The following is a 21,714-nucleotide window of genomic DNA, read 5'->3' on the forward strand; positions in this document are numbered from 1 at the left end:
AAGAATGGTCGATATATTGAGTCAGCTTCTTGCTTTGTATTGGTATAAATGGAAAAACGTGTTCAGCATGAAAAAATTATAGACACAGAAACTACAAGTACGATTCTATATGAAAAGGAGCTTATAAATGAAGCGTAATTGGTTCTATATTGGTATTATCTTTTCAATTATGATGGTACTTGTTCCAGCTTCTGTGCTTGCTTATGTGAATACACCAAATCATTGGGGAATTCCGCGTGCGAAGAATGAAACTCCTCCTGATGCTGGTCAGAAATTTACAGAGCTGCTGCAGAAAAATGGAGGATTTTATTTAGGGGATACAAAGAAAAAAGATATTTATTTAACGTTTGATAATGGATATGAAAATGGCTTTACCGGAAAAATTCTTGATGTGTTAAAAGAAAAGAAAGTACCGGCAACCTTTTTTGTGACAGGACACTATATTAAAACTCAGGAAGATTTATTAAAACGAATGGCAAATGAGGGGCATATTGTTGGAAACCATTCACAGACTCATCCGGATTTTACAACGGTAAATGATGCAAAGCTTCGTGAAGAACTGCAAACTGTAACAGATGAAATTCAAAAGGTAACTGGGCAAAAGGAAGTACGATATGTTCGGCCACCGCGCGGAATTTTCAGTGAACGTACATTGGCACTCGCGAAAGATATGGGTTATTATAATGTCTTTTGGTCACTTGCTTTTCTTGATTGGAAAGTGGATCAGCAAAGAGGATGGCAATATGCTCATAATAATGTAATGAATATGGTTCACCCCGGGGCGATTATTTTGCTGCACTCTGTTTCGAAGGATAACACAGAAGCACTTGCGAAAATCATTGATGATTTACGCGAGAAGGGGTATCATTTTAAAAGCTTAGATGATTTAGTAAAAGGCAATCAACCGTAAGCATGTATGCTTGCGGTTTTCTCATGCTATAATGATGTGTAAAAAGGATGAGGAATGCATGTGGAGCGAACAAATTACGTTAGACTATCCATATCGTTTTGAAGAAGTATTAAAACGTTTATCTTTTGATCCGTTACATATCATTCATTTAGAAGATAAAACGATTCATGTCCCACTTACCCTAGATGGAGAACAAGTGATTGTCCGTGTACAAGGGAAGGCGACAACTGAGGAGCCGCAATTTTGGGTTTCTAGCCAAAGCGATAAACAAGACGAAATTATGAAGCGCATTTCTTCTATTTTTCAATGGAATCAACCTTTTCATGAGATTCAGCATCATTTTTTAAACACATCATTACGGCCGCTTTTTGAAACATTTGCATATACTCCAATTATTTTAGAGTTCGATTATTTTGCTTGTCTTCTACGTTGTATTATTCATCAACAAGTTCACGTGAAATTTGCGACAGCACTTACAGAACAATTTGTAAAAACATATGGCACGGAGAAACAGGATGTTTTCTTTTTTCCGGCTCCTGAACAAGTAGCAACTATTACAGTAGAAGAATTGAGAAATCAAAAATTTAGTCAGCGTAAAGCAGAGTATATCATTGGACTTGCACAGTATATTGTGGACGGAAAGTTAAACTTAGAGGAGTTAGAGGGAAAAACAGACGAAGAAGTTGCAGCAATGCTATTACCAATACGAGGTATTGGAGCATGGACTGTACAAAATTTCTTATTGTTTGCTCTTGGACGTCAAAATATGTTTCCAAAAGCAGATATTGGGATTCAACGTGCGCTTCAACAGTTATTTCAATTAGAACAAAAGCCAGATGACGTATTTTTAGAACGAATGAAACAAGAGTGTGAACCATATTGCAGTTATGCATCATTATATTTATGGAAAAGTATAGAGTAGAGGTGGAACAATGATACAAAAACAACATGAGAGTAAGTTAGAAGTTGGCCAAACGTTTCCGGTGACAATTAAGCGTCTTGGGATTAACGGAGAGGGCGTAGGTTACTTTAAGAGACAAGTTGTCTTCATTCCAGGGGCGCTTCCAGGAGAAGAAGTTGTTGCAGAAACAACGAAAATGGGGCGTGGTTTTGCAGAAGCAAAAGTGAAAAAAATTCGTAAAGCTTCGCCGCATCGCGTAAAACCGCCGTGTGCTGTGTATGAGAAATGCGGTGGGTGTCAGCTTCAACATTTAGATTATCAAGAGCAATTAAATCAAAAGCGTGATATCGTTGTACAAGCATTTGAGAAGTACATGAACGGAAGTATGGAAGATAAGATTCGTAAGACACTTGGCATGGGAGATCCGTGGCATTATCGTAATAAAAGTCAATTACAAGTTGGGCGTAAAGATGAGAAAGTCATCACAGGATTATACGAACAAAACTCACACCGCTTAATTGATATTTCTCATTGTATGATTCAACATAAAGCAACAAACGAAGCAACAAAAGTGGTAAGACGTATATTAGAAAAACTGAACATTTCTATTTACAATGAAAGAAAACAAAAAGGTCTTGTACGGACAATTGTGACGCGTGCTGCTGTACAAACAGGGGAAGTACAAGTCACATTAATTACGACAAAAGAAGAATTGCCAAATAAAGAACAATTTATTGCAGAAGTGCAAAAACAAATGCCATCTGTAAAATCGATTATGCAAAACGTCAATGGCCGTAACACATCAGTTATCTTCGGTGATAAAACATTCCGCTTAGCTGGAAAAGAAGTGATTCAAGAAATACTTGGTGATCTATCATTTGAATTATCTGCACGCGCATTCTTCCAGTTAAATCCTGAGCAAACCGTTGTGTTATATAACGAAGCGAAAAAAGCAGCTGCTTTAACAGGGACAGAAAAAGTCGTAGATGCGTATTGCGGCGTTGGAACAATCGGACTTTGGCTTGCAAAAGATGCAGCAGAAGTACGCGGTATGGATGTGATTCCAGAAGCGATTGAAGATGCGAAGAAAAATGCGAAGCGTCACGGCTTCACAAATACAAAGTACGAGGCTGGAAAAGCGGAACAATGGCTGCCAAAATGGGTAAAAGAAGGCTGGCGTCCTGATGTAATCGTTGTTGATCCGCCGCGTACAGGCTGTGATGATAAATTACTCGAAACAATTTTAAAAGTAAAACCGAAAAAGGTTGTGTATGTATCTTGTAATCCATCATCACTTGCGCGTGATGTGAAAACGTTGATGAAGAGTTATGACGTGGAGTATGTACAGCCAGTGGATATGTTCCCGCATACGGCGCATGTGGAGAATGTTGTGAAGCTTGTTAGAAAAGAAAAGTAAAGTAAAGGTACAGCATTGAAGGACAGGCCTTATCGAAAAATCGATAAGGCCTGATTTTTATTCATGATGAATTACGCTGAACCGTACCACAAGTGATGGTAAACAAAAAAGTAGAATTAACTATTTGTATGGGGAAATTAAAAAAGTTAATGGGTAGTTATTTAGCGTAATTCTTTAAAATTAAGTAATATAGTTACAATTTTTAAGCAGATAACTTTATGCTACTTATAATATTTCAAAATAATGGTATAATTATTAGATTATTATGTAGTTGAGGGGACGCAAAATGAGAGAAATATTTTTACCTATCTGCTTAAATTACGAAACTGCCATTGAGTTTTCTAACAAATTAAAGAGTATTGATTTGATTAATAATAAAGATTTAGTAATAATCGATATTACAAATTTTAGTAAGGCGAATGGGAAAGTTGAACCTTTTGGTGCTCTTATGGTAATTAATTCTATAAGAAGCTTAAAAAGAAAATGTGGATTGCATGATGTCCCTATAAAAATAAGGTATACAAAAGAATATGGTATAAAGAACACATATGCAAGGTCATTGAGATTTTATAGCAGTTTAGGTCTAGATATAGGTGAACCTCCGGAAACTGATTACGTGGTTTCATCTTCAGCAAGATTTATACCGATAATAAAATCGGATTTTAGTGATATTAGTAACGCTATTCATGAACAAGATGAGATTAATTTGATTTCTAAAAGGATAGCAAAAGTGATTTCTAGAGGAAATGAAAATTTGTATGAATATATGGAATTTAGCATAAATGAAATATTACGTAATGTAATTGAGCATAGTGGTAAACGAGAAATATGGTATTGTGCACAATATTGGCCAACTACTGTTGGTGGAAAGCTTATTGAAGTTGCAATTATGGATGAGGGGATAGGGATACAAAATTCTTTAATTGAAGAACTTGGCGATGAAGAGGAGAATGTATTGAAGTTCGCTTTAGTTCCTGGTTGCAGTAGTAAACCAACAACTCATTATATTGATAGTGCACCAAATTCCGGTTTTGGTTTATATATGACAAGTGAAATAGGTAGAGATACTGGGGATTTTATCCTTGCGTCTAATACAGATGTACTATATGCTTCGGGAAAAATGGAACGTTCTTTAGAATGCTTTGTAACAGGTACTATTATTACCTTAAGGCTATATATTGATAGCTTACAAGACTATAAGGTAAAGAATGAAGAACTTGTAAGCAAAGGGCTAGAGAAGGCCCAAGAATACCTTAGATATAGAGAAGGGAAAAAATTTGCACCTGGACTTGAGATGGGTAGTTTTTTTAAATAAACAATTAATTTAGAAGATAATAAAAAACGCGATAGTATGTCAATATGACACTTTTCGAAGGTGCGAATACAAATAAATGCACCAGGAAAAACTTGTGAAATTTAACAAGCTCAGTGGTTTAAATACTATATTTGGTAAGAAATATGAAAGCTGACATACTATCCTTATAAGGTACAGTATCTAGAGAAACTTGAAGAAACACACGTGCAGTATAGAGAAAGGGGTAGCTAGTTGATGGATTTAAAGGTCAATATTGAACAAGAATTGTGGAGAGCTATAGAGAAGAACTATGAAAATGAAAGCTATTCTACTGCTATTTTAGACGCTATGCATTTATTAACAGACACTATTAGAAATAAGACTGGTTTAGAGGGTGATGGCTCAGGCTTGATAGGACAAGCTTTTGGTGGTGAAAATCCAAAATTACAATTAAATAAATTGCAAACAGAATCAGAAAAAAATATACAAAAAGGGATGCAAGAGTTACTAAGAGGTCTATATACCACAATTAGGAACCCAAGAAGCCATGAAAGGTATAATGATTCAAAAGAGGAAGCAGATTCAATAATATATTTTATCAGTTATTTATTAAAGACTATTGATAAATCAAAAACTAGTTTTGAAAAATCCACATTTTTACAAAGAGTATTCGATGAATATTACGTAAAATCGAAGGAATACTCTGATTTATTAGTAAAGGAGATTCCAAAACGCCAGAGAGTTGATATTGCCATATCTATTATTTTAACTCGGAGGGATGGAGATATCTATAAGTTATCATATTTTATGAACTCTCTTTTCGATAAGTTAGAGGAAAGCGACATATTACGTGTATATAAAGTAATTAGTGAAGAGTTAAAGTATACTAGTGCGCATGATGATATAGCTACAATATTACATATAGTGCCATCAAAATATTGGAGCCGACTAGATAAAGCAGTAAAGATTAGGATAGAAGAAATATTATATCAAAGTGCAGAGAAGGGGAAATATGATTCTTCGACTCAAAAGTGTACATTTGGTTCTCTTGGGACTTGGATAAATGCGGGACATTTAGTTAACTTCGAAGATTTCGGAGATTGGATGTATATGTTGTTGAATAAAATAAAATCTGGTGATACTGAAGAGGAAGCTTATATAGAAAATTTCTATTGGAGAAAAATCTGTGAGGCAAATCGTGATGATATAAATTATTGGTTACAAGATTATATTGCAACAGGACTCAATAATAATGATGATAAAATAATAGATAAATTAAATTCACAGATAATGTTTGAAGAAAGCCATCCGTGGTGGAATGTATTTGAGGAAGAATTAAAGAATTATCCAGATATAGTTTATCATGATTTACCGTTTTAATATCGAAGATTACCATTATTGGTTATAGATAAGTGATTGCTCATGTGAAAATGCCCCATAATGTATTATGGGGCGTGATGTTAAATATAAACAAATATTTTATGTTCAAAAATTAATTTGCTCCTAGATAGGATAAGGTGAAATCGTATTAAAAGTGTTGGTAAAAGCTAATAATTGAAGTAAGCAAACTATATTAATCATAAATCCTGTATATATAAAATTATTTGATAAAAGCTAAAAAGATTGTAATTGTAAGAAGGTCCTCTTTTAGTGAACGTAAAATTATATAGATTAAATATATAATTTTAGGAGGGCTAATAGAATGTCTCAATATAACTTAAGACAATTGGACAATCTGCAAAAAGGACGCCACGGCGAAGAACTTGCAAAATTGAAATTTAGATATTATGGCTTTGATATTTGTACATTCAAAGTATTTGGTAAAGGTTTGGGTTTTAAAATAAAAAAAGACGATAATTATTATGATATTAAAGTTAGGACGCTTACGAAATTGGATTATGTGTACTTTGAGAAAAGCACAATCTCACTAAGGAATGATTTGCTTGTTGTGTGGGTGCTATTTAATGAAGGAAAAGAACCTGACTGTTACCTTATACCGTCAACAGTATGGGAGAAACCGAATGGTGTTTTCGTAAGCCGCGATTATGAAGGACTAAAGACTGAGCCAGAGTGGGGAATAAATATTTCGGAAAAGAATTTACCGGAGTTGGAACGATATCGTTTTGAAAAAACTATATCAATGATTTTATAAAAAGAAGACACATGAATGTTTGTATACAAGTACGAGGATTTTTCACGATGACATTTTACTGGGTAGCAAGTACAAATACAGGGCAAGGAGAATAAACTCACGAGAATGAACAAGCTCGTTGGTTTAAACGTTATACTTGTTAATATATATAGGAGCTGTCATACTATCACATAAGATACTCCTGCTTAAAAACTTAAAGAAACTTATAAAATTACTAACTTAAAGCACTTGATTGTCTGTTGCGGACGATAAGTGCTTTTTGTATTTTGCGATTAATGGTGTCGCAAATACTATAATTTATAAGTGCAATAAGTGTTAAATTTTTTATAAACAAGAGCGTAAAAGTGATAGAAGGGATGATTATATGCTAGGAATACAAGTGACGATTGATAAATTTGTTACGGAGTATAAAGATATTCCACATTCAGTATTTTTACATTTGTATATGATTGTATCGCAGAAGTATAAGGTAAGAAAAAAGACATACACAGGTTCGTATGGTCATGAAATATATATAGGGAAATGTGATGGTACATATATGTACTTGTATTACAAAAATTTTAGAGAAACGGAGGGATATTTACATACTTTAAGAATAGAGACAAGACCCGAGTACTATGCACATTTTCAAGAAATATTAGGGATGCTAGCAGAAAAGGCAAGTCGAATAGAATTTGTAAGTTGTGACGTGGCGTATGATATACAAACAGGACTAGAAGATATAGTTGTGATACCGACAGATGCGCGAAGGAAAATGAGTCACTATGAGACAACACGCTATTTTGGTAAACCCGAACAACGAAAGCAGAATGGATACTGCCGAATTTATGATAAGAGGCTAGAGTTGGAACGGAATCGAGGTATTTATATAACACATGATTTAAGTAGGATAGAGATTGTGTATAAAATCAGTGAGAAAATACTATTGAACGATATAGTAAAATATCCACCGAAGCAGAATGAATATTATTTTGCGGCAGTGGTAACAGATTGGGAAACTTTAAAAAAGAAACAAGTGGAAAGAGTAATTAACTTACGAGATGGAAAAGAGATGTATACACAATATGTGAGAAGAGAAATAAAAAAGAACCTTACCAACCAGTATCAAGTGGACTTCGACGAGTTGGCAAGGTTAAATTGGGAAAAGTTAATACAAGAGCCGTGTTCAATTATACTTGGAGTAGCGTAACGAACGGGCTTTAATACTAATAGGATTTAAATATATTGTAATGATTATTTATAGTGTACGATTTTGCTAGAGGAAAAACGACTATAAAATAAGGGGTTGTGTAGATTTTAGGTTAGTTCTTACAGTATGCGTATAATGGATATACGTTACGTACAAGTTATTCGTAGAAAAACAAGTAAGCATTACTGGCAATTAAAACTTAATGAGTAGTGAGGCATATCTAATAGTGATATGTCTTTTTTGTATGCTAATTTTTCCATTTGTAGTAAACTAGGTATTATATTTGTATTACTTAATATAATGGATGGGAGTTGTATTATTGATGGCAGGTATAAATAATCATGGATTTAAAGAGATTCGAAATAGTTATAAGAAGATAAAAAAGGAATATGACGCATTAATGGAAAGTGTTTATAATGCGGACGGAACTTTTAGAGCAGACCTTGGGGGATTGTGGGATAGCATGTGGACAGCGGATTCATTGTATAAAGATACAAGTAAGTTACTAATAACCATAGAGGGAATGTTTTCTATGCTTAGTGATTTAAAAAACAAAGCAGAGTATGAGAGTATCCAAAATGATTTACAAAATCTTGAGTATGACGTTATTTCTGAGTATAAGACATATAAAGAATCAATAATAAATTTAGCAGATGGTTTTAGTGATTCAGAACAAACAGTTATAAGTGATTTTATGATTGAGAGAGCATTAAATTATTGATATAAAAAAGCATATCACTTTCGATATGCTTTTTTATAATACCTGGTACACTATAAGCACTTTGTACTAGATTCATTACAATAAGACTTGCTACTACTTTGTTTTTTAGTATAAATTTACTGGTTTTTGTTAGTCTAGAACAAAGTTTAATGAAAAGGTAAAACGTAACTATTCAAAACAATAGTATTCATTTTGAATATAGTTTGATTAAAACGAGCACTATACATGATATTAGTATAGGAACGTTTATAAAAAAAGATTGATTATTTCGCAAGGTAATTTTTTTATATTGTACGTCCTTTATATATTTAACTAATCTCATAGTATGATTTTATTTAACATTAGGTAGCAATACCGTGGGTCTTTCGTTGTTCACTTGTCATAAATTGTGCAACAAACTCTAAATCAATCGGACTAAGAGTAGTTAATTGTTCTTTTTCTTTGTCTTTTTTCAAACTCACCTTCACAACACTTTTAAACGCTCGTTTTCCCATATCATCAAGTGTTGGGTAAAAATTATGTAAACATTTTAATTGTTTAGGTGTTAATTTTCCATCTTTTTTAATTTTTTCAGCAATGCTTTTGTAAAAATTACTATTTGAATTAGCTAACCTTTTATCTAATGCTTCATGTAGAATATTTTTCAAGTATTCCTTTTTATCTTTTGTTAAGCGTTTTTCACTAACAAGATTACCTTCTATATCGTAAAAATCTGTTTTAAAATCGTCTGTAAACTTTTTAATGCACTCTGAACCTACAACCATTATATTGTTGTTTAGCTTATTTTTAATAATGTATTCATAACGGATTTCTTCATGGTTACATAATTCACATTCTGCTTCACAGTATTCATTGTCTTCCAAGCCTTTGTATTGCCATTCTTGACGTGCCTTTTGGAAATCTTCTTTTTCCTTACTCTTTTCAAACAAGTTTTTCTTAGCACGCTGCACCCAATCATTTCCCATTGCTATTCCCCCCTTTTTTTAGACATTAAATCTGTACATTTCCATATTATAGTTATTTTTTGTCTAGATTTTAAGTCCTTTTTGGATTTTTTTAGAAGTACAAAAATATAAAAAGGACTTAAAATTATTACTAAAAATATAACGGTAAATCATGCTGAGCAGGTTTTAAAAAAAGTTTATGCCAACGAGTATAAACGAGTTAACATTTTACATGATAGGTGTTATACTATCGCCACTAATCAGCATAGCCAACTTAAAAACACTTATAAGCCTTATTTCTCTTGTGTTAGGGGAAGTAAGGCTTTTTTGTTTATACAACTATTTTTAGGGGGAAATAACATGACAAGGAAACAACAAGAGGAGTTAGGGGAGCTTGCACAAGCGGAACAACGAGTTAAAGAAGTGAGCAACCAGATTGAAGATAATTATAGGGAAGCTAAGAGATTATGGAATGAAGCTGAAGGACTTGTTAAGAATAGTCCTTGGGATATAAGTGTTAAAGAGAAAGGTAAGTCTTTAAGAGAGCAATCTCAAAATCATATAGAACAAGCAAATTATTTAGAAAATAATGATAGACCAAATGCACAAGAGCATTTAAGGTATGTCCAATTTAAAATAAGTCGGTTGGAAAATGATATAGATAGAGCAACAAAACATAAGATTTATTTAGCAAATCGAAAACAGGAATTAGAAGAAAAGCTAGAGAGGGATTTACGAAGCATCCAAGGGGATTTAAAACAGGATGAATGGACGATAGAGAAAAGTAAAATGGAGTTAGAGGAGTTACGGAGGGGTAAATAATGAATGAAGCGACTCTTGAAGCTAAACGGAGAAGAAGTAGGGAGTCTATGCGTAAACGTCGAAAAAATCCTGAATACAGGGAAAAAGAAAAGGAATATGACAGGGAATATAGACGAAATAATCCAGATAAAGAAAAGGCACGGCAGGCACGTTTTCATAAACGACGAGCGGAAAGGGGAAATATATGAGTAAGCATAATAAAACGATTGATTTTACAGTAAAACAGATAGGCAGCGAGCAAGAGCGTATTTTACGGTTCATTGGTTCATGTGAACATGCAGACCGAGACGGTGATGTGATTTTAGCAAGTGGGTGGGAACTAGATAATTATAAAAAGAATCCAGTGTTTTTATGGGCACATGATTACTCGAAACCGCCGATTGGTAGAGCAATAAATGTATTTAGAGAAGCGGACAAACTAATATTTGATATTGAGTTTCCAGAGAAGGAAATATATGAATTTGCAGACCAAGTATATGACTTATATAAACGAGGTTTTATAAATGCTACGTCAGTTGGTTTTATTGGTAAAGAGGGCGAGCCATTACCAACAGGAGGAACTAAGTTTACTAGACAAGAATTATTAGAGTTGTCAGCGGTGCCAGTGCCAAGCAATCCGATGGCATTGCAACAAGCAAAGTCATTAGGACTTATGAGTAACGGAATAGCTAAGTATTTCGAAATAAATGAAGATGAACCATATATCGAAATAGAGGATAATGATTGCATTGAAATCGTTGAATGTAAATACATAGATATAAATTGCTCAACAGAAGAATTAAAGGGAATTGTTGAGGCAGCGGTGCAAAATTCGATTAGAGGGGGGAAGCAATAATGAACATGACTATGACTATGGAAGAACTAGAAGAGCAATTGGAGAAAGACTTTGATTATGTGCTTGATGTTGCGGAACGCCGAGGAATTGAATTACTTGAATATATGATAATCATAAAAAAATTAGGACTAGAAGAAGAGTTCCTAAAGCAACGCCTAGCATTAAGAAAACGAATGATAAAGCTTGATGAAGACAAATAAGAGAACACAAAGACTACGACAGACAATACAAGGACTATACAAAGTATTTACAAGGATTCAGCAAGAATCGAATACACTTAAAAACATTGGCGAGGAACTAGTATATCTAGATAGCTAGATTAGGAGATAAAAAGGGTGGGGCAAATGGCTCCCCCTTATTTTTGAAAACGATACTCTATGCATATGAGGTAAGGAGGGCGAAGCATGGAGAAGGCTATATGTGGAGCAAATAAGAAAGGCAAAAAGGGAAAGTGTAAGAATAAGCCTATGGCGAATGGGAAATGTAGGTTTCATGGAGGGTTGAGTACGGGTCCGAAGGATAAAGCAAAGCATAGTGCAAGTTTGCGAGGTAATAAGAATGCTCTTAAAACAGGTGAATATGAAACAATCTCATATCATACGTTATCCGATGATGAAAAATATTCATATGAGTTAATACCAGACGACCCTGTAATTAGGTTATCTGGAAAGATTAAAATGCTTGAAATACGTGCTAATAGATTTATGAAGCGTCAAGCACTTGTAACTGATGATGATGAATTAATAAAACTGGATGCGGCGTTAATACGTATTGATGCTAGAGCTTCAGAGTATGAAAGACTGTTAGAACAATTAGAATCAAAAACAACGAAGAAAGAGGATGGTTCATTAGACCAATTATGCGGAATCTTGAACACTATCAGAGAACAACGCCAAAAAAAAAATTAATGGCTCGTAAGAACTTTTTATTTGGCTCGTACAGACGGTTTAAATCGTTCGAGTGTAAAACTATTACTTTATTTTTAAAAACATGATACAAGGTGAATACAAACGTCGTTTTTTAAAGCACGACTAACTAGACGTGCTTTTTTTATTTTTTATAAAAAAGTTTCAACTTCACTTAAAAAATTGGAGTGTTTTGATATAGGTACTTATGTATGAACTTGAAAATTAGAAAAGAGGAAGTGTGTTTATGGAGCAATTATTTAAATCACCTAAGTTTGATATTGAAGTATTAGGGCGTATTACAGTTAAGTTGAGTATTGATGAGCCACGTGATGAATTAGAATGTGGAGATGTACAAAAGGAATGTGATGATTTAATAAAATTATTAGAGGGTATTAAGGAATATTATGGTGGATGTATAGCACTTAAAAAGAGAGATGCTGATTCTTTTGAGAAATTTTATCTAGAATGCGTTCACAATCAACAAAAAAATGAATAATTATGGATACAAAAAAGCTATCGAGATTATACTTTGATAGCTTTTTGTATAAATAGGTTTATAAAATTTTAGTGGAAATTAGACTTCATAATAATAAAAAGTAGCGTAAAAAGCCGATGCATCAATACATCAATTAGTATTTTAATATAAAGTATTGTAATTCTTTATATTAACTCGTACACTAAATTACAAATAAATGGAATTTTTTAGGAGGTTCTATATGAGAGTAGTTGGATATGTACGAGTAAGTTCGGAGTCACAAATTGAAAATACATCAATTGCGGAGCAAGAAGAAAGAATACAAGCATATTGCAAGGCTCAAGGTTGGGAACTGGTAAAGGTTTTTAGAGATGAGGGTGTAAGTGGTAAACAAACTGAAAAGCGTGCAGGTTACAATGAAATGCTTGAATATGTAAAAAGGACAACTGAAAACATAAAAGCAATTTTGGTACTGAAATCAGATAGAATTCACCGCATGTTGAAGAATTTGCTTGTCATGATACAAGATGAGCTGAAACCTTTGGATATATCCTTTATTAGTGTTACAGAGATGTTTGATACAAGTTCCCCACAAGGCATGATGTTTTTACAAATGATTGGTAGCTTTGCCGAATTTGAAAGAGAACTGATTTACCAACGCACAAAGGGTGGGCGTATTAGCACAGCTAAAAACAATAAGTTTGCTGGTGGAGAACTGCCTTATGGATATGAAATTGTGGACGATGAAGTTGTGAAACACCAAATACAAGTACCGATTGTAAAACGTATTTATCAAGAGTACTTAGAAGGGCACTCAATGTATAAGATTGCAAAGAGACTAAATGACGAGGGAATAAGTCCTAAAAGAAGTACTAAATGGACATCACAAGGTATTAAGAACGTACTTTTAAATCAAGTGTATAAGGGAATTAAAATGTATGACGGTAAAATCGAAAAAAATGGCATTGTACAAAAGGGAGTATTCCCTAGAATTGTTAGCCCTCAGCTTTGGAACTCGGTGAATGAGGTTATAAAAAGAGGGGGACATACACAGAAAATAAAGCATGGGAGCATTAAGGGGGTAGTGTTTATATGAAGCTAAAGTGTCTAAGTGGTCATGACTTTGTAGCTAAGTTTGATAAATTCATTGAAGCACCTAAATTTGATAGATTACTTATAAAAGAGTGGTTCATTGAAAATGATAATGGTTCAGGGGTTTATGTGATATTTAATAAGCAATTTGAGCCATTATATGTAGGTTGCTCTAAGGATTTAAAAACAAGATTGCCATCACACTTATATAAAGGTAAACGAAAACTAGAAGGATATTTTGATGAAGTACTTTTTATAGGAATAAAATATACGCAAGGTGACCCTACAACGTTAGAACGTAAATACATAAAAGAGTTTGAACCGCTGTTAAATGGGTATAGATATTTTTATAGTTGGTAAACAAATGAGTTTTATAACTATATACCCTAATTTAACGATACCACTGGTGAAAAAGAACTTTATTTAGATATATATAATTACAGGAACGCAGCAAAAGTTTATGGACTAACTTAAAAAATGAGTTATTTCTCTTATACATACTATTAGAAGATAAATAAAGCTAACAATTTATATGGCTTTAATAAGGACATAGTAAGGATGATAGGTTTATGGAAAATAATCAGTATGTAGCAGAGTTAAAAAAGGATGAAGCAATTAAAGTGATTGCACAACTTATTAGAAAGTATATAGGTGAATTAACAAAAGAAGAGTAGGAACAAATAGCAAGGGAAGGGAAAAAATGAATAATAAAGTTAAGGCGGGAATTTATATAAGAGTATCAACAGAAGAGCAAAAACAAGGTCATTCATTAGAAGCACAAGAAAGCATGATAAAAGAATTTGCAGATAAAAAGGATTATGAAATATATGATGTGTATAGTGATGGTGGATACTCAGGAAAGAACTTTGATAGACCTGAAGCTCAAAGACTATTAAGTGATTTAAAGAACGATAAAATTGATGTAATTTTAGTATGGAAAGTTGACCGCCTATCTCGTAATAATACCGATGTTATGTCACTGATAGATACTGAGTTAACGCCAAGAAACAAGAGTTTAATTATTACTTCCATTGATATGGATTCATCTTCGCCGACAGGACATATGTTTATATCTTTACTTAGTACGTTTGCACGGTATGAAAGAGCGACTATTATAGACCGTGTAAAAGCAGGAATGCAAAAAAGAGCTGAGAAGGGTTATTGGAATGGGGGCTTAATTTTAGGATATGATTCAGTGGATAAAAAGCTAATTATTAATGAAAATGAGAGTAAAATTGTTAGAGAAATATTTCAACTTAGAGCAGAGGGAAAAGGATATAAATTTATAGTTAACACTTTAAATAAAAGAGGGGTTACAACTAAGACAGGTAAAAACTTCAGTATTCCAGCAATTAAATTGATTGTTAATAATAATATATACACTGGTATGATGGTATGGAAAAAGTATCAAGATTGGAATACAAAGAGGAGAACAGGGAAAGCAGAACCGATAATTGCAGAAGGGATACACGATGCTATTATAGACGAAGATTTATGGACAAGGGTACAAAAGGTCAATGAACTTCAAAAGAATTCATTTTCTTCTAATAGGAATTTTAATGGAAACTTTCTTTTAACTGGAATATTAAGATGCCCTAAATGTGGGGCTGGTACTGTCATGACTAAAATAAAAAAGAAAAATAGTGATGATTATTATCTATATTATATGTGCCAAGCATATCACAGTAAGGGAAGAGAGGTGTGTAGTGCAAATTTAGTAAACAAAGACCAAGTTGAACAGCAAGTATTAAATGTAATATCACTTTTAGTGAATGAAGATGATATTGTAACTGCATTAATAAATGAATTGAATAGTGATAATGATAAAGTTAATGAGGTACATATAGCAGATATAAAAATATTTAAAAAACAACTTAGCAAAGCATATGATAAACGTACAAAATTGGATAATGATTACTTTGAGGGGAACATAGAAAGTAGTACTTATAATCGTTTAATGAATGGACTACAAATAGAAATTAATAAATTAAAAAGAAATATTAGAGAATCTGAGAACGAAATTACAAAAAATTACTCTATGATAAACAAAGAAGAAGTAATACATGCTCTTAAAAATTTTAATAAGTTTTTTAAGATGGTAAATGATGAGGAAAGAAAGTTACTTATAAGGTCTTTAATTAAAGAAATTCAAATGGAAGAGAACCGGAAGGATATAAAAGAAATAACTTTCTGGTTTTTACCTAATAGTGTTTTACCATCTAATAAAGTTCGCAGAACCGTACCATAAATAGAGGCGGCTTTTTTAAGTTAATTGCCATCCTGTATCGAAAATCAGAGTGAAGGACATTTCTGTAGTTTAGAAGAAATGTCCTTCATAGGACGGTGTTTGGAAAGGAAAATCAAATAACAGTCAAAATGACGATCACTACTTGATTTAGTTGAATTAGAATCAAGAATTAAACACTACTCCTTATTGCACAAATAACATCGTCTAAGCACACTAGTTTCGGCTAATGGACTCCGATTCATATAAGCGTTTAGTCATTCCATAATTGATAAAAATGAGTTTATTGTCTGCATTCAATCTATAGTTACTACTATCTCTCAAATCGAAGCAATCAAATTTTTTATCCAATAAATCTAATACCTAATTGGAATTAGTTGTTGGTCTCTAGCAAGATCAATATCAAAACGAAGTAGAAATGACTTTTTGTTGTGGGATAAAGGCCTACCAAATTGAGAAAGGGGGAGGCGACTAATCCCCATTTATCTCTTTCACACCACCGTACGGTCCCCTGTTGAATTAAGCTTTTATTCAATTTATTAGAAAAGATTGTCGGATCTTTTCTTATCCTGTTTCAATTACATAAAGCTCTTCTATATTACGGATGGGAAACGATCAATTCACAGTTTCCATCTACTTCAAATTCACCTAATCCTACCGGAATAATTAAATGTGTTCCTTTTTTTAGTGAGTATTTGTCTCCATTATGAACAAGGACACCGTCCCCCTTGATAACACTTAAAAGCAAATATTGATCATTAAATGAAAAAATAGCTGCCCCTTTTACATCCCACTTGTACACTGAGAAAAATTCTGATTCTACAAATGTGGTAATTATTACATTATTCTTTTTCTCAACTTTAGGCGGAACCGCAGTGTTATGATATGGCACAGTTGTTACATCTATGGCTTTTTCTAAATGAAGTTCCCGCAAGTTACCGTTGTCATCTCTACGATCATAATCATACACTCTGTAGGTTGTGTCAGAACTTTGCTGTGTTTCTAATACTAGAGTACCTTCACATAATGCGTGAATGGTTCCGCTTGGAACATAGAAAAAGTCACTAGGTTTAATTTTCACTCTGCGCAGCAGTTCGTTCCAATTTCCTTTGTTTATTTTCTCAACTAATTCCTCTTTTGTTTGCGCATTGTGGCCGAAGATCATATCGGCTCCTTCTTTGCAATCAAGAATATACCAGCATTCTGTTTTGCCAAGCTCACCATTCTCATGAACCTTTGCATAAGAATCTTCTGGGTGGACCTGAACGGATAAATCCATGTTCGCATCTAATATTTTTGTTAAAAGAGGAAAGACCTTATCCTTTGGATTGCCAAATAGCTCAGGATGCTTTTTCCATAGCTCGTCCAATGCCATACCGGCATATAGTCCATTTTCTATGATCGAAGGTCCATTTGAATGAGCGGAAATTGCCCAACATTCACCTGTTTTATCATTAGGAATAGCGTAACCAAATTCTGTTTGTAAGGCTGTTCCACCCCAAATTCGTTCTTTAAAAACTGATTTTAAAAATAAAGGTTGCACTTTTATTACCTCCTGAATTAGGTTTAACTTTTCTTTTTCTTCTAAATGAAGCAACAATACTACTTACAAGACTTCCAGATGGAGGTTCAGTATTGTAAAAAACAGAATGTCTTTTTAGAGCTTTCTCTTATTTACTTGTATTATCTTTATATAACGTATTTAGAATAGAAATAATGGAACATGGAATGAGCGAAACCGTGGGCTTCTAATTTTTTAAAGTCTATAAAAGTAATAATGATGTAATGTTATAACAATAGGGTACATAAAAACTTTATTTAATTCAATATATTTTATTAAAAACTTTTTCCTTATTTTAAATTCAAGTAAAAGGAAATTTGTAAATTCTGACCTAACGAAGTTTAAACAAAACAACATGGTACTTGTCAATCATTCTTGGAGCCTCAATATTCTTATTGCATTTTTGATAAGTGGCTAGATCCATACCAAAATAAAGAAGAGCATAGGAAAGCTGTATGAGGGAAAGTAGGAAAAGGAATTGCCCTCCTGCCTGGCTTAGTAAGGTGGAGCATTCTAAAACGCAAGGACAAGAAGACAATATCTAATTCCTGTTTTCTACTCTACAACTTAGATAGAAAACGTATCTCTTCACTCCATTGAAAGAATTCAAGGGTTTTCTTAGTAAGGAATCCTATACACTCGAAAAGGGATTGTAATAATTTTTAGGGAGTTTGTTTGTATAAATTTATTTAATTTAAATTTATAAGAAAACGCTTGCAATGGAGAAAGGGTTGTTTTATCATATCATTATAACGTTATAATGATAAGGAGGGGAACATTATGTATAATAAGTTTCCTGAAATAAGAGTAAAAGGTCCTCTAATCAATGAATCTTGGCAAGGGTATGACTTAATTCAAAAAGAATTATCACATCAGCTGAGTAATAATGAAAATATGAAAACAGTCGTTATCGATTGTTATCCAGGTGTTCGATATGATGAGATTAAAACAAAATTAATTGATGGATTAGGTGCAAATTTAGTTATTTTCTCAGATGATTTAGCATATTCCGGTGAAGAAATTACTACATTAATAAAACGTAATTTAACAGATGATCGCGTATTTGGAGTTTTGTCCTGTCATACATTAGAAGAATTCTTCGATATGAGTAAAATCCAAGACGCAAGAAAAAAAGTAGAAGATCATGATGGAATGGTTGTGGTCTATGGTGTAGGGGCTTCATTAGTAACAAAAGGTGATATATTAATATACGCTGACCTAGCTCGTTGGGAAATTCAACAGCGATATCGCTCTAAAGAATTGGGAAATTGGAAAATTGATAATCATGATGAAGATATTCTACGAAAATATAAGCGCGGTTTCTTCGTTGAATGGAGAGTAAGTGATCGTCATAAAAAGACGCTATATAATGATATTCATTACTATTTAGATACAAATGAAAAAGATAATGCGAAGATGATATCCGGAAAAGCGTTTTTAGAAGGTATGCGTCAAACAGTTAATCAACCATTCCGTTTAGTTCCTTATTTTGATCCCGGAGTATGGGGAGGACAATGGATGAAAGATGTTTGTGGTCTTGATAAAGAGAAAGAGAACTTTGCTTGGAGTTTTGATGGAGTACCAGAAGAAAACAGTTTATATTTAACTTTTGGTGATGTACGAATTGAAACACCATCAATTAATACAGTATTCTTGCATCCTGCTGATTTATTAGGAGATCGTGTGCATGCTAGATTTGGAACTGAGTTTCCGATTCGATTTGATTTTTTAGATACAATGTCTGGGCAAAATTTGAGCTTACAGGTACATCCATTGGTTGAATACATTCAAGAAAAATTTGGAATGCACTATACGCAAGATGAAAGTTATTATATTCTTGATGCAAAAGAAAATACTGATGTATATCTTGGACTGAAATCTGATGTGAATCCTGAAGAAATGATGGAGGATTTACGTAGAGCAGAACGTGGAGAAATTTCTTTCCCTGATGAAAAATATATAAATAAATTTCCAGTCAAAAAGCACGATCATTTCTTAATACCTGCTGGAACAATTCATTGTTCAGGTACAGATACAATGGTTCTGGAAATTAGTTCCACACCGTATATTTTTACCTTTAAATTATGGGACTGGGACCGACTTGGCCTTGATGGATTACCAAGACCTGTTCACATTGATCATGGTGAGAAAAATATTGCATGGAATCGAGATACGAAGTGGGTAGAAGCGAATTTAATTAATCGTATCGAGACAATTGCAAATGGTGAAGGATGGAGAGAAGAAAGAACAGGGCTTCATGAAAGAGAATTTATTGAGACTAGAAGACATTGGTTTACTTCAACTGTTCATCACAATACGAATGGAAGCGTTAATATGTTGAATTTAATTGAAGGTGAAGAAGCGATTGTTGAAAGTCCAACGAATAAATTCGAGCCTTTCATCGTTCGATATGCTGAAACATTTATTATTCCTGAATGTGTGGAGGAATACACGATAAAACCATATGGAAAATCAAAAGGAAAAGAAATTGCTACAATTAAAGCTTTTGTAAGAATTTAAAGTAGAAAAGGAGAATGGGTATGATTGGTATTTTAGTAACAACTCATGGTGAACTTTGTAACGGATTGTTACATGCAGCGCATATGATTGCTGGTGAACAAGAAGGAGTTGACGCTGTTTCATTAGATGAAAATGGAATAGATGATTTTGCTAGTCGTTTAGAAACAAAGTTAGACGAAATGGTAGAAAAGTATAATCAAGTTCTTGTGATGTGTGATTTAAAAGGTGGAACACCATGTAACCAAAGCTTGAGATATGGCTTCATTAATGAAGGGAAAATAAAGGTAGTTGCAGGTGTAAATTTACCAATGTTAATTGAAACGATTTTTGGCCGTAGCAGTGTAGAAAGTCTGGATGAATTAGCAATCTTTGCGAGTGATGCAGGTAAGCAATCGATTGAATATATTACATTATAATCTCTGGGAGGAATGAGTAATGCCTATTACATTTGTACGAATTGATGATCGAGTAATCCATGGACAAGTTGTAACAAGATGGTCTAGACAAAAAGCGGTAAACGGAATTTTAGTCATTGATGAAAACATTGTGAAGGATGAATTCCAAAAGAAAATCTTAAAAAATGCAGCTCCTTCAGGTGTTAAAGTAGGAATTTATGGCATTGAAGAAGGTCTAGAAAAAATTAAGCTAGCAAAAAATGCGAAAAATAGTTATTTCGTAATTGTTAAAACACCAGTTACCCTACAAAAGCTTGTTGAAGCAGGTGCTGACTTTGGTAATGAGATAAATGTTGGACCAATGAGTGCTCGTCCAAATGCTAAAACAGTGGCGAAAAATGCAGCTGTTACAGAAGAAGAAAAAACGGCATTTGATTATCTAGTAGAAAAAAATATTAGTGTTACATTTCAGCTAATTCCGGAGGAAACTCCTCTTTCTTGGAAAAAAGTAAAAGAAAACTATTAAAGAGAGGGATAAGTTATGGATGTTGCCATCTTAATTCAAGCTGTATTAATAGGGATATTCTGTTATCTTGGATCCGTTTCCTCACCGTGGTTACTTGGTGTAACAGGGGGCTACTATATTATTGGAAGACCTTTAGTAGCGGGTCTAATTGTAGGTCTTATTCTTGGTGATGTTTCAACGGGTGTTCTTCTAGGGGTAGCTGTTCAAGCCGCGTTTATTGCCACTATTTCGACTGGTGGTACACAAAACTCTGAGATTACATATGCAGCATATGGTGGTATTGCACTTGGTATGATTGCACATGCCTCTCCGGGTGTAACGGTTACTTTAGCGGTTGGTATTGGTGCTCTAGGTTTAATTCTCCATAATGTGTTGATGGTTACAAACTCTGTTTGGAATACTCGAGCAGAAAAAGCTGCAGAAAGAGGAGATATGCGTGGGATTGCTCTAAACAACGGTGTATATCCGCAAATCATCAATTTTTTATTACGTGTCATTCCAGTTGCTTTAGCTATTTATTTTGGACAAGGTTTCGTAGACAATGCACTTAAAGCTATTCCTCAAACAGTTATTCATATTATGAACGTTTTAGGTGGATTACTTCCAGCATTAGGTATTGCCTTATTAATGAACTTGTTAATTAAAGAAAAAACATATTTAATCTTTTTTATTGGTGGTTTTGGTATTATCGCATTCATCGTTCCAAACATGATTGCTTTAACAATTATAGCTGTATTGTTTGCATACATTGTTTACTTAGCTTCAGGAAATAATGCTCCTGAAGAAGTTGAAGATGAGGTGATTTAA

The 21,714-nt window shown here is 33.4% G+C and carries 23 protein-coding genes; 21 read left to right on the forward strand and 2 right to left on the reverse strand.

The genetic code is table 11. From position 1 onward, the window contains the following. The first annotated feature begins 127 nt into the window (after positions 1–127). The 8 genes from pdaA to V7024_RS15950 all read left to right on the forward strand — a co-directional run bounded on the left by pdaA (position 128) and on the right by V7024_RS15950 (position 8,584). Positions 128–910: a delta-lactam-biosynthetic de-N-acetylase gene (pdaA, locus tag V7024_RS15915; RefSeq protein WP_335521637.1), complete on the forward strand. Its 783-nt coding sequence runs from the start codon at positions 128–130 to the stop codon at positions 908–910. A gap of 58 nt (positions 911–968) precedes the next feature. Beyond that, positions 969–1,832, forward strand: coding sequence for a DNA-3-methyladenine glycosylase family protein (locus V7024_RS15920; RefSeq protein ID WP_335521639.1), 864 nt, complete (start codon positions 969–971; stop codon positions 1,830–1,832). 10 nt (positions 1,833–1,842) lie between these two features. Continuing rightward, entirely contained in the window at positions 1,843–3,228 is a 1,386-nt protein-coding gene (rlmD, locus tag V7024_RS15925; RefSeq protein WP_335521641.1) for a 23S rRNA (uracil(1939)-C(5))-methyltransferase RlmD, read from the forward strand. Positions 3,229–3,514: 286 nt separating this feature from the next. Next, positions 3,515–4,543, forward strand: a complete 1,029-nt coding sequence (locus V7024_RS15930) for a hypothetical protein (protein ID WP_335521643.1) — start codon at positions 3,515–3,517, stop codon at positions 4,541–4,543. A 234-nt stretch (positions 4,544–4,777) separates the two neighbouring features. Continuing rightward, positions 4,778–5,902, forward strand: coding sequence for a TIGR02391 family protein (locus tag V7024_RS15935; protein WP_335521645.1), 1,125 nt, complete (start codon positions 4,778–4,780; stop codon positions 5,900–5,902). Between the two features lie 322 nt (positions 5,903–6,224). Next, complete coding sequence (locus V7024_RS15940; RefSeq protein ID WP_335521648.1) at positions 6,225–6,674, forward strand: hypothetical protein; 450 nt, start codon at positions 6,225–6,227, stop codon at positions 6,672–6,674. A gap of 364 nt (positions 6,675–7,038) precedes the next feature. Continuing rightward, positions 7,039–7,863, forward strand: coding sequence for a replication initiation protein (locus V7024_RS15945; protein ID WP_335521650.1), 825 nt, complete (start codon positions 7,039–7,041; stop codon positions 7,861–7,863). A gap of 322 nt (positions 7,864–8,185) precedes the next feature. Further along, positions 8,186–8,584: a hypothetical protein gene (locus V7024_RS15950; RefSeq protein WP_335521651.1), complete on the forward strand. Its 399-nt coding sequence runs from the start codon at positions 8,186–8,188 to the stop codon at positions 8,582–8,584. Positions 8,585–8,925: 341 nt separating this feature from the next. Here V7024_RS15950 and V7024_RS15955 read toward each other — a convergent pair whose 3' ends face one another. Next, on the reverse strand, positions 8,926–9,549 hold the full coding sequence (locus V7024_RS15955; protein WP_335521653.1) for a hypothetical protein: 624 nt from the start codon (positions 9,547–9,549) through the stop codon (positions 8,926–8,928). 339 nt (positions 9,550–9,888) lie between these two features. On the opposite strand from V7024_RS15955, the gene V7024_RS15960 reads away from it, so the two are divergent. From V7024_RS15960 to V7024_RS16000, 9 genes are all read left to right on the forward strand, one after another. Further along, a complete protein-coding gene (locus tag V7024_RS15960) occupies positions 9,889–10,350 on the forward strand; it encodes a hypothetical protein (protein WP_335521656.1) in 462 nt (153 codons plus the stop codon). Then, complete coding sequence (locus V7024_RS15965) at positions 10,350–10,538, forward strand: hypothetical protein (RefSeq protein WP_335521657.1); 189 nt, start codon at positions 10,350–10,352, stop codon at positions 10,536–10,538. Before V7024_RS15960 ends, V7024_RS15965 begins: the two co-directional genes overlap by 1 nt. Continuing rightward, on the forward strand, positions 10,535–11,185 hold the full coding sequence (locus V7024_RS15970; RefSeq protein ID WP_335521660.1) for an HK97 family phage prohead protease: 651 nt from the start codon (positions 10,535–10,537) through the stop codon (positions 11,183–11,185). The genes V7024_RS15965 and V7024_RS15970 overlap by 4 nt, the downstream gene beginning before the upstream one ends. Beyond that, the gene (locus V7024_RS15975) at positions 11,185–11,385 is read left to right on the forward strand and encodes a hypothetical protein (protein ID WP_335521662.1); all 201 of its coding nucleotides are present in this window, start codon (positions 11,185–11,187) and stop codon (positions 11,383–11,385) included. The genes V7024_RS15970 and V7024_RS15975 overlap by 1 nt, the downstream gene beginning before the upstream one ends. A 204-nt stretch (positions 11,386–11,589) precedes the next feature. Further along, positions 11,590–12,093 (forward strand): HGGxSTG domain-containing protein, encoded by a 504-nt coding sequence (locus V7024_RS15980; RefSeq protein ID WP_335521664.1) that lies wholly within the window; start codon positions 11,590–11,592, stop codon positions 12,091–12,093. 244 nt (positions 12,094–12,337) lie between these two features. Beyond that, positions 12,338–12,589, forward strand: coding sequence for a hypothetical protein (locus V7024_RS15985; protein ID WP_335521665.1), 252 nt, complete (start codon positions 12,338–12,340; stop codon positions 12,587–12,589). 220 nt (positions 12,590–12,809) lie between these two features. Continuing rightward, positions 12,810–13,664: a recombinase family protein gene (locus tag V7024_RS15990; RefSeq protein WP_335521667.1), complete on the forward strand. Its 855-nt coding sequence runs from the start codon at positions 12,810–12,812 to the stop codon at positions 13,662–13,664. Further along, positions 13,661–14,020 (forward strand): GIY-YIG nuclease family protein, encoded by a 360-nt coding sequence (locus V7024_RS15995; protein WP_335521669.1) that lies wholly within the window; start codon positions 13,661–13,663, stop codon positions 14,018–14,020. The genes V7024_RS15990 and V7024_RS15995 overlap by 4 nt, the downstream gene beginning before the upstream one ends. 340 nt (positions 14,021–14,360) lie before the next feature. Next, positions 14,361–15,908 (forward strand): recombinase family protein, encoded by a 1,548-nt coding sequence (locus tag V7024_RS16000; RefSeq protein ID WP_335521671.1) that lies wholly within the window; start codon positions 14,361–14,363, stop codon positions 15,906–15,908. Between the two features lie 595 nt (positions 15,909–16,503). Here V7024_RS16000 and manA read toward each other — a convergent pair. Further along, on the reverse strand, positions 16,504–17,448 hold the full coding sequence (manA, locus tag V7024_RS16005; RefSeq protein ID WP_335521673.1) for a mannose-6-phosphate isomerase, class I: 945 nt from the start codon (positions 17,446–17,448) through the stop codon (positions 16,504–16,506). A gap of 798 nt (positions 17,449–18,246) precedes the next feature. Here manA and V7024_RS16010 point away from each other — a divergent pair. The 4 genes from V7024_RS16010 to V7024_RS16025 are packed head-to-tail and all read left to right on the forward strand — an operon-like array spanning position 18,247 to position 21,714. Continuing rightward, positions 18,247–19,986 (forward strand): class I mannose-6-phosphate isomerase, encoded by a 1,740-nt coding sequence (locus V7024_RS16010; RefSeq protein WP_335521675.1) that lies wholly within the window; start codon positions 18,247–18,249, stop codon positions 19,984–19,986. A 20-nt stretch (positions 19,987–20,006) separates the two neighbouring features. Then, positions 20,007–20,402, forward strand: coding sequence for a PTS sugar transporter subunit IIA (locus V7024_RS16015; RefSeq protein ID WP_335521677.1), 396 nt, complete (start codon positions 20,007–20,009; stop codon positions 20,400–20,402). A 19-nt stretch (positions 20,403–20,421) separates the two neighbouring features. Continuing rightward, the gene (locus tag V7024_RS16020; RefSeq protein ID WP_098917643.1) at positions 20,422–20,907 is read left to right on the forward strand and encodes a PTS system mannose/fructose/N-acetylgalactosamine-transporter subunit IIB; all 486 of its coding nucleotides are present in this window, start codon (positions 20,422–20,424) and stop codon (positions 20,905–20,907) included. A 15-nt stretch (positions 20,908–20,922) separates the two neighbouring features. Continuing rightward, on the forward strand, positions 20,923–21,714 hold the full coding sequence (locus V7024_RS16025) for a PTS mannose/fructose/sorbose/N-acetylgalactosamine transporter subunit IIC (protein ID WP_098917642.1): 792 nt from the start codon (positions 20,923–20,925) through the stop codon (positions 21,712–21,714).

Origin of the sequence: Bacillus sp. JJ864 (assembly GCF_036963045.1) — a bacterium.
Taxonomy (GTDB): Bacteria; Bacillota; Bacilli; order Bacillales; family Bacillaceae_G; genus Bacillus_A; species Bacillus_A pseudomycoides_C.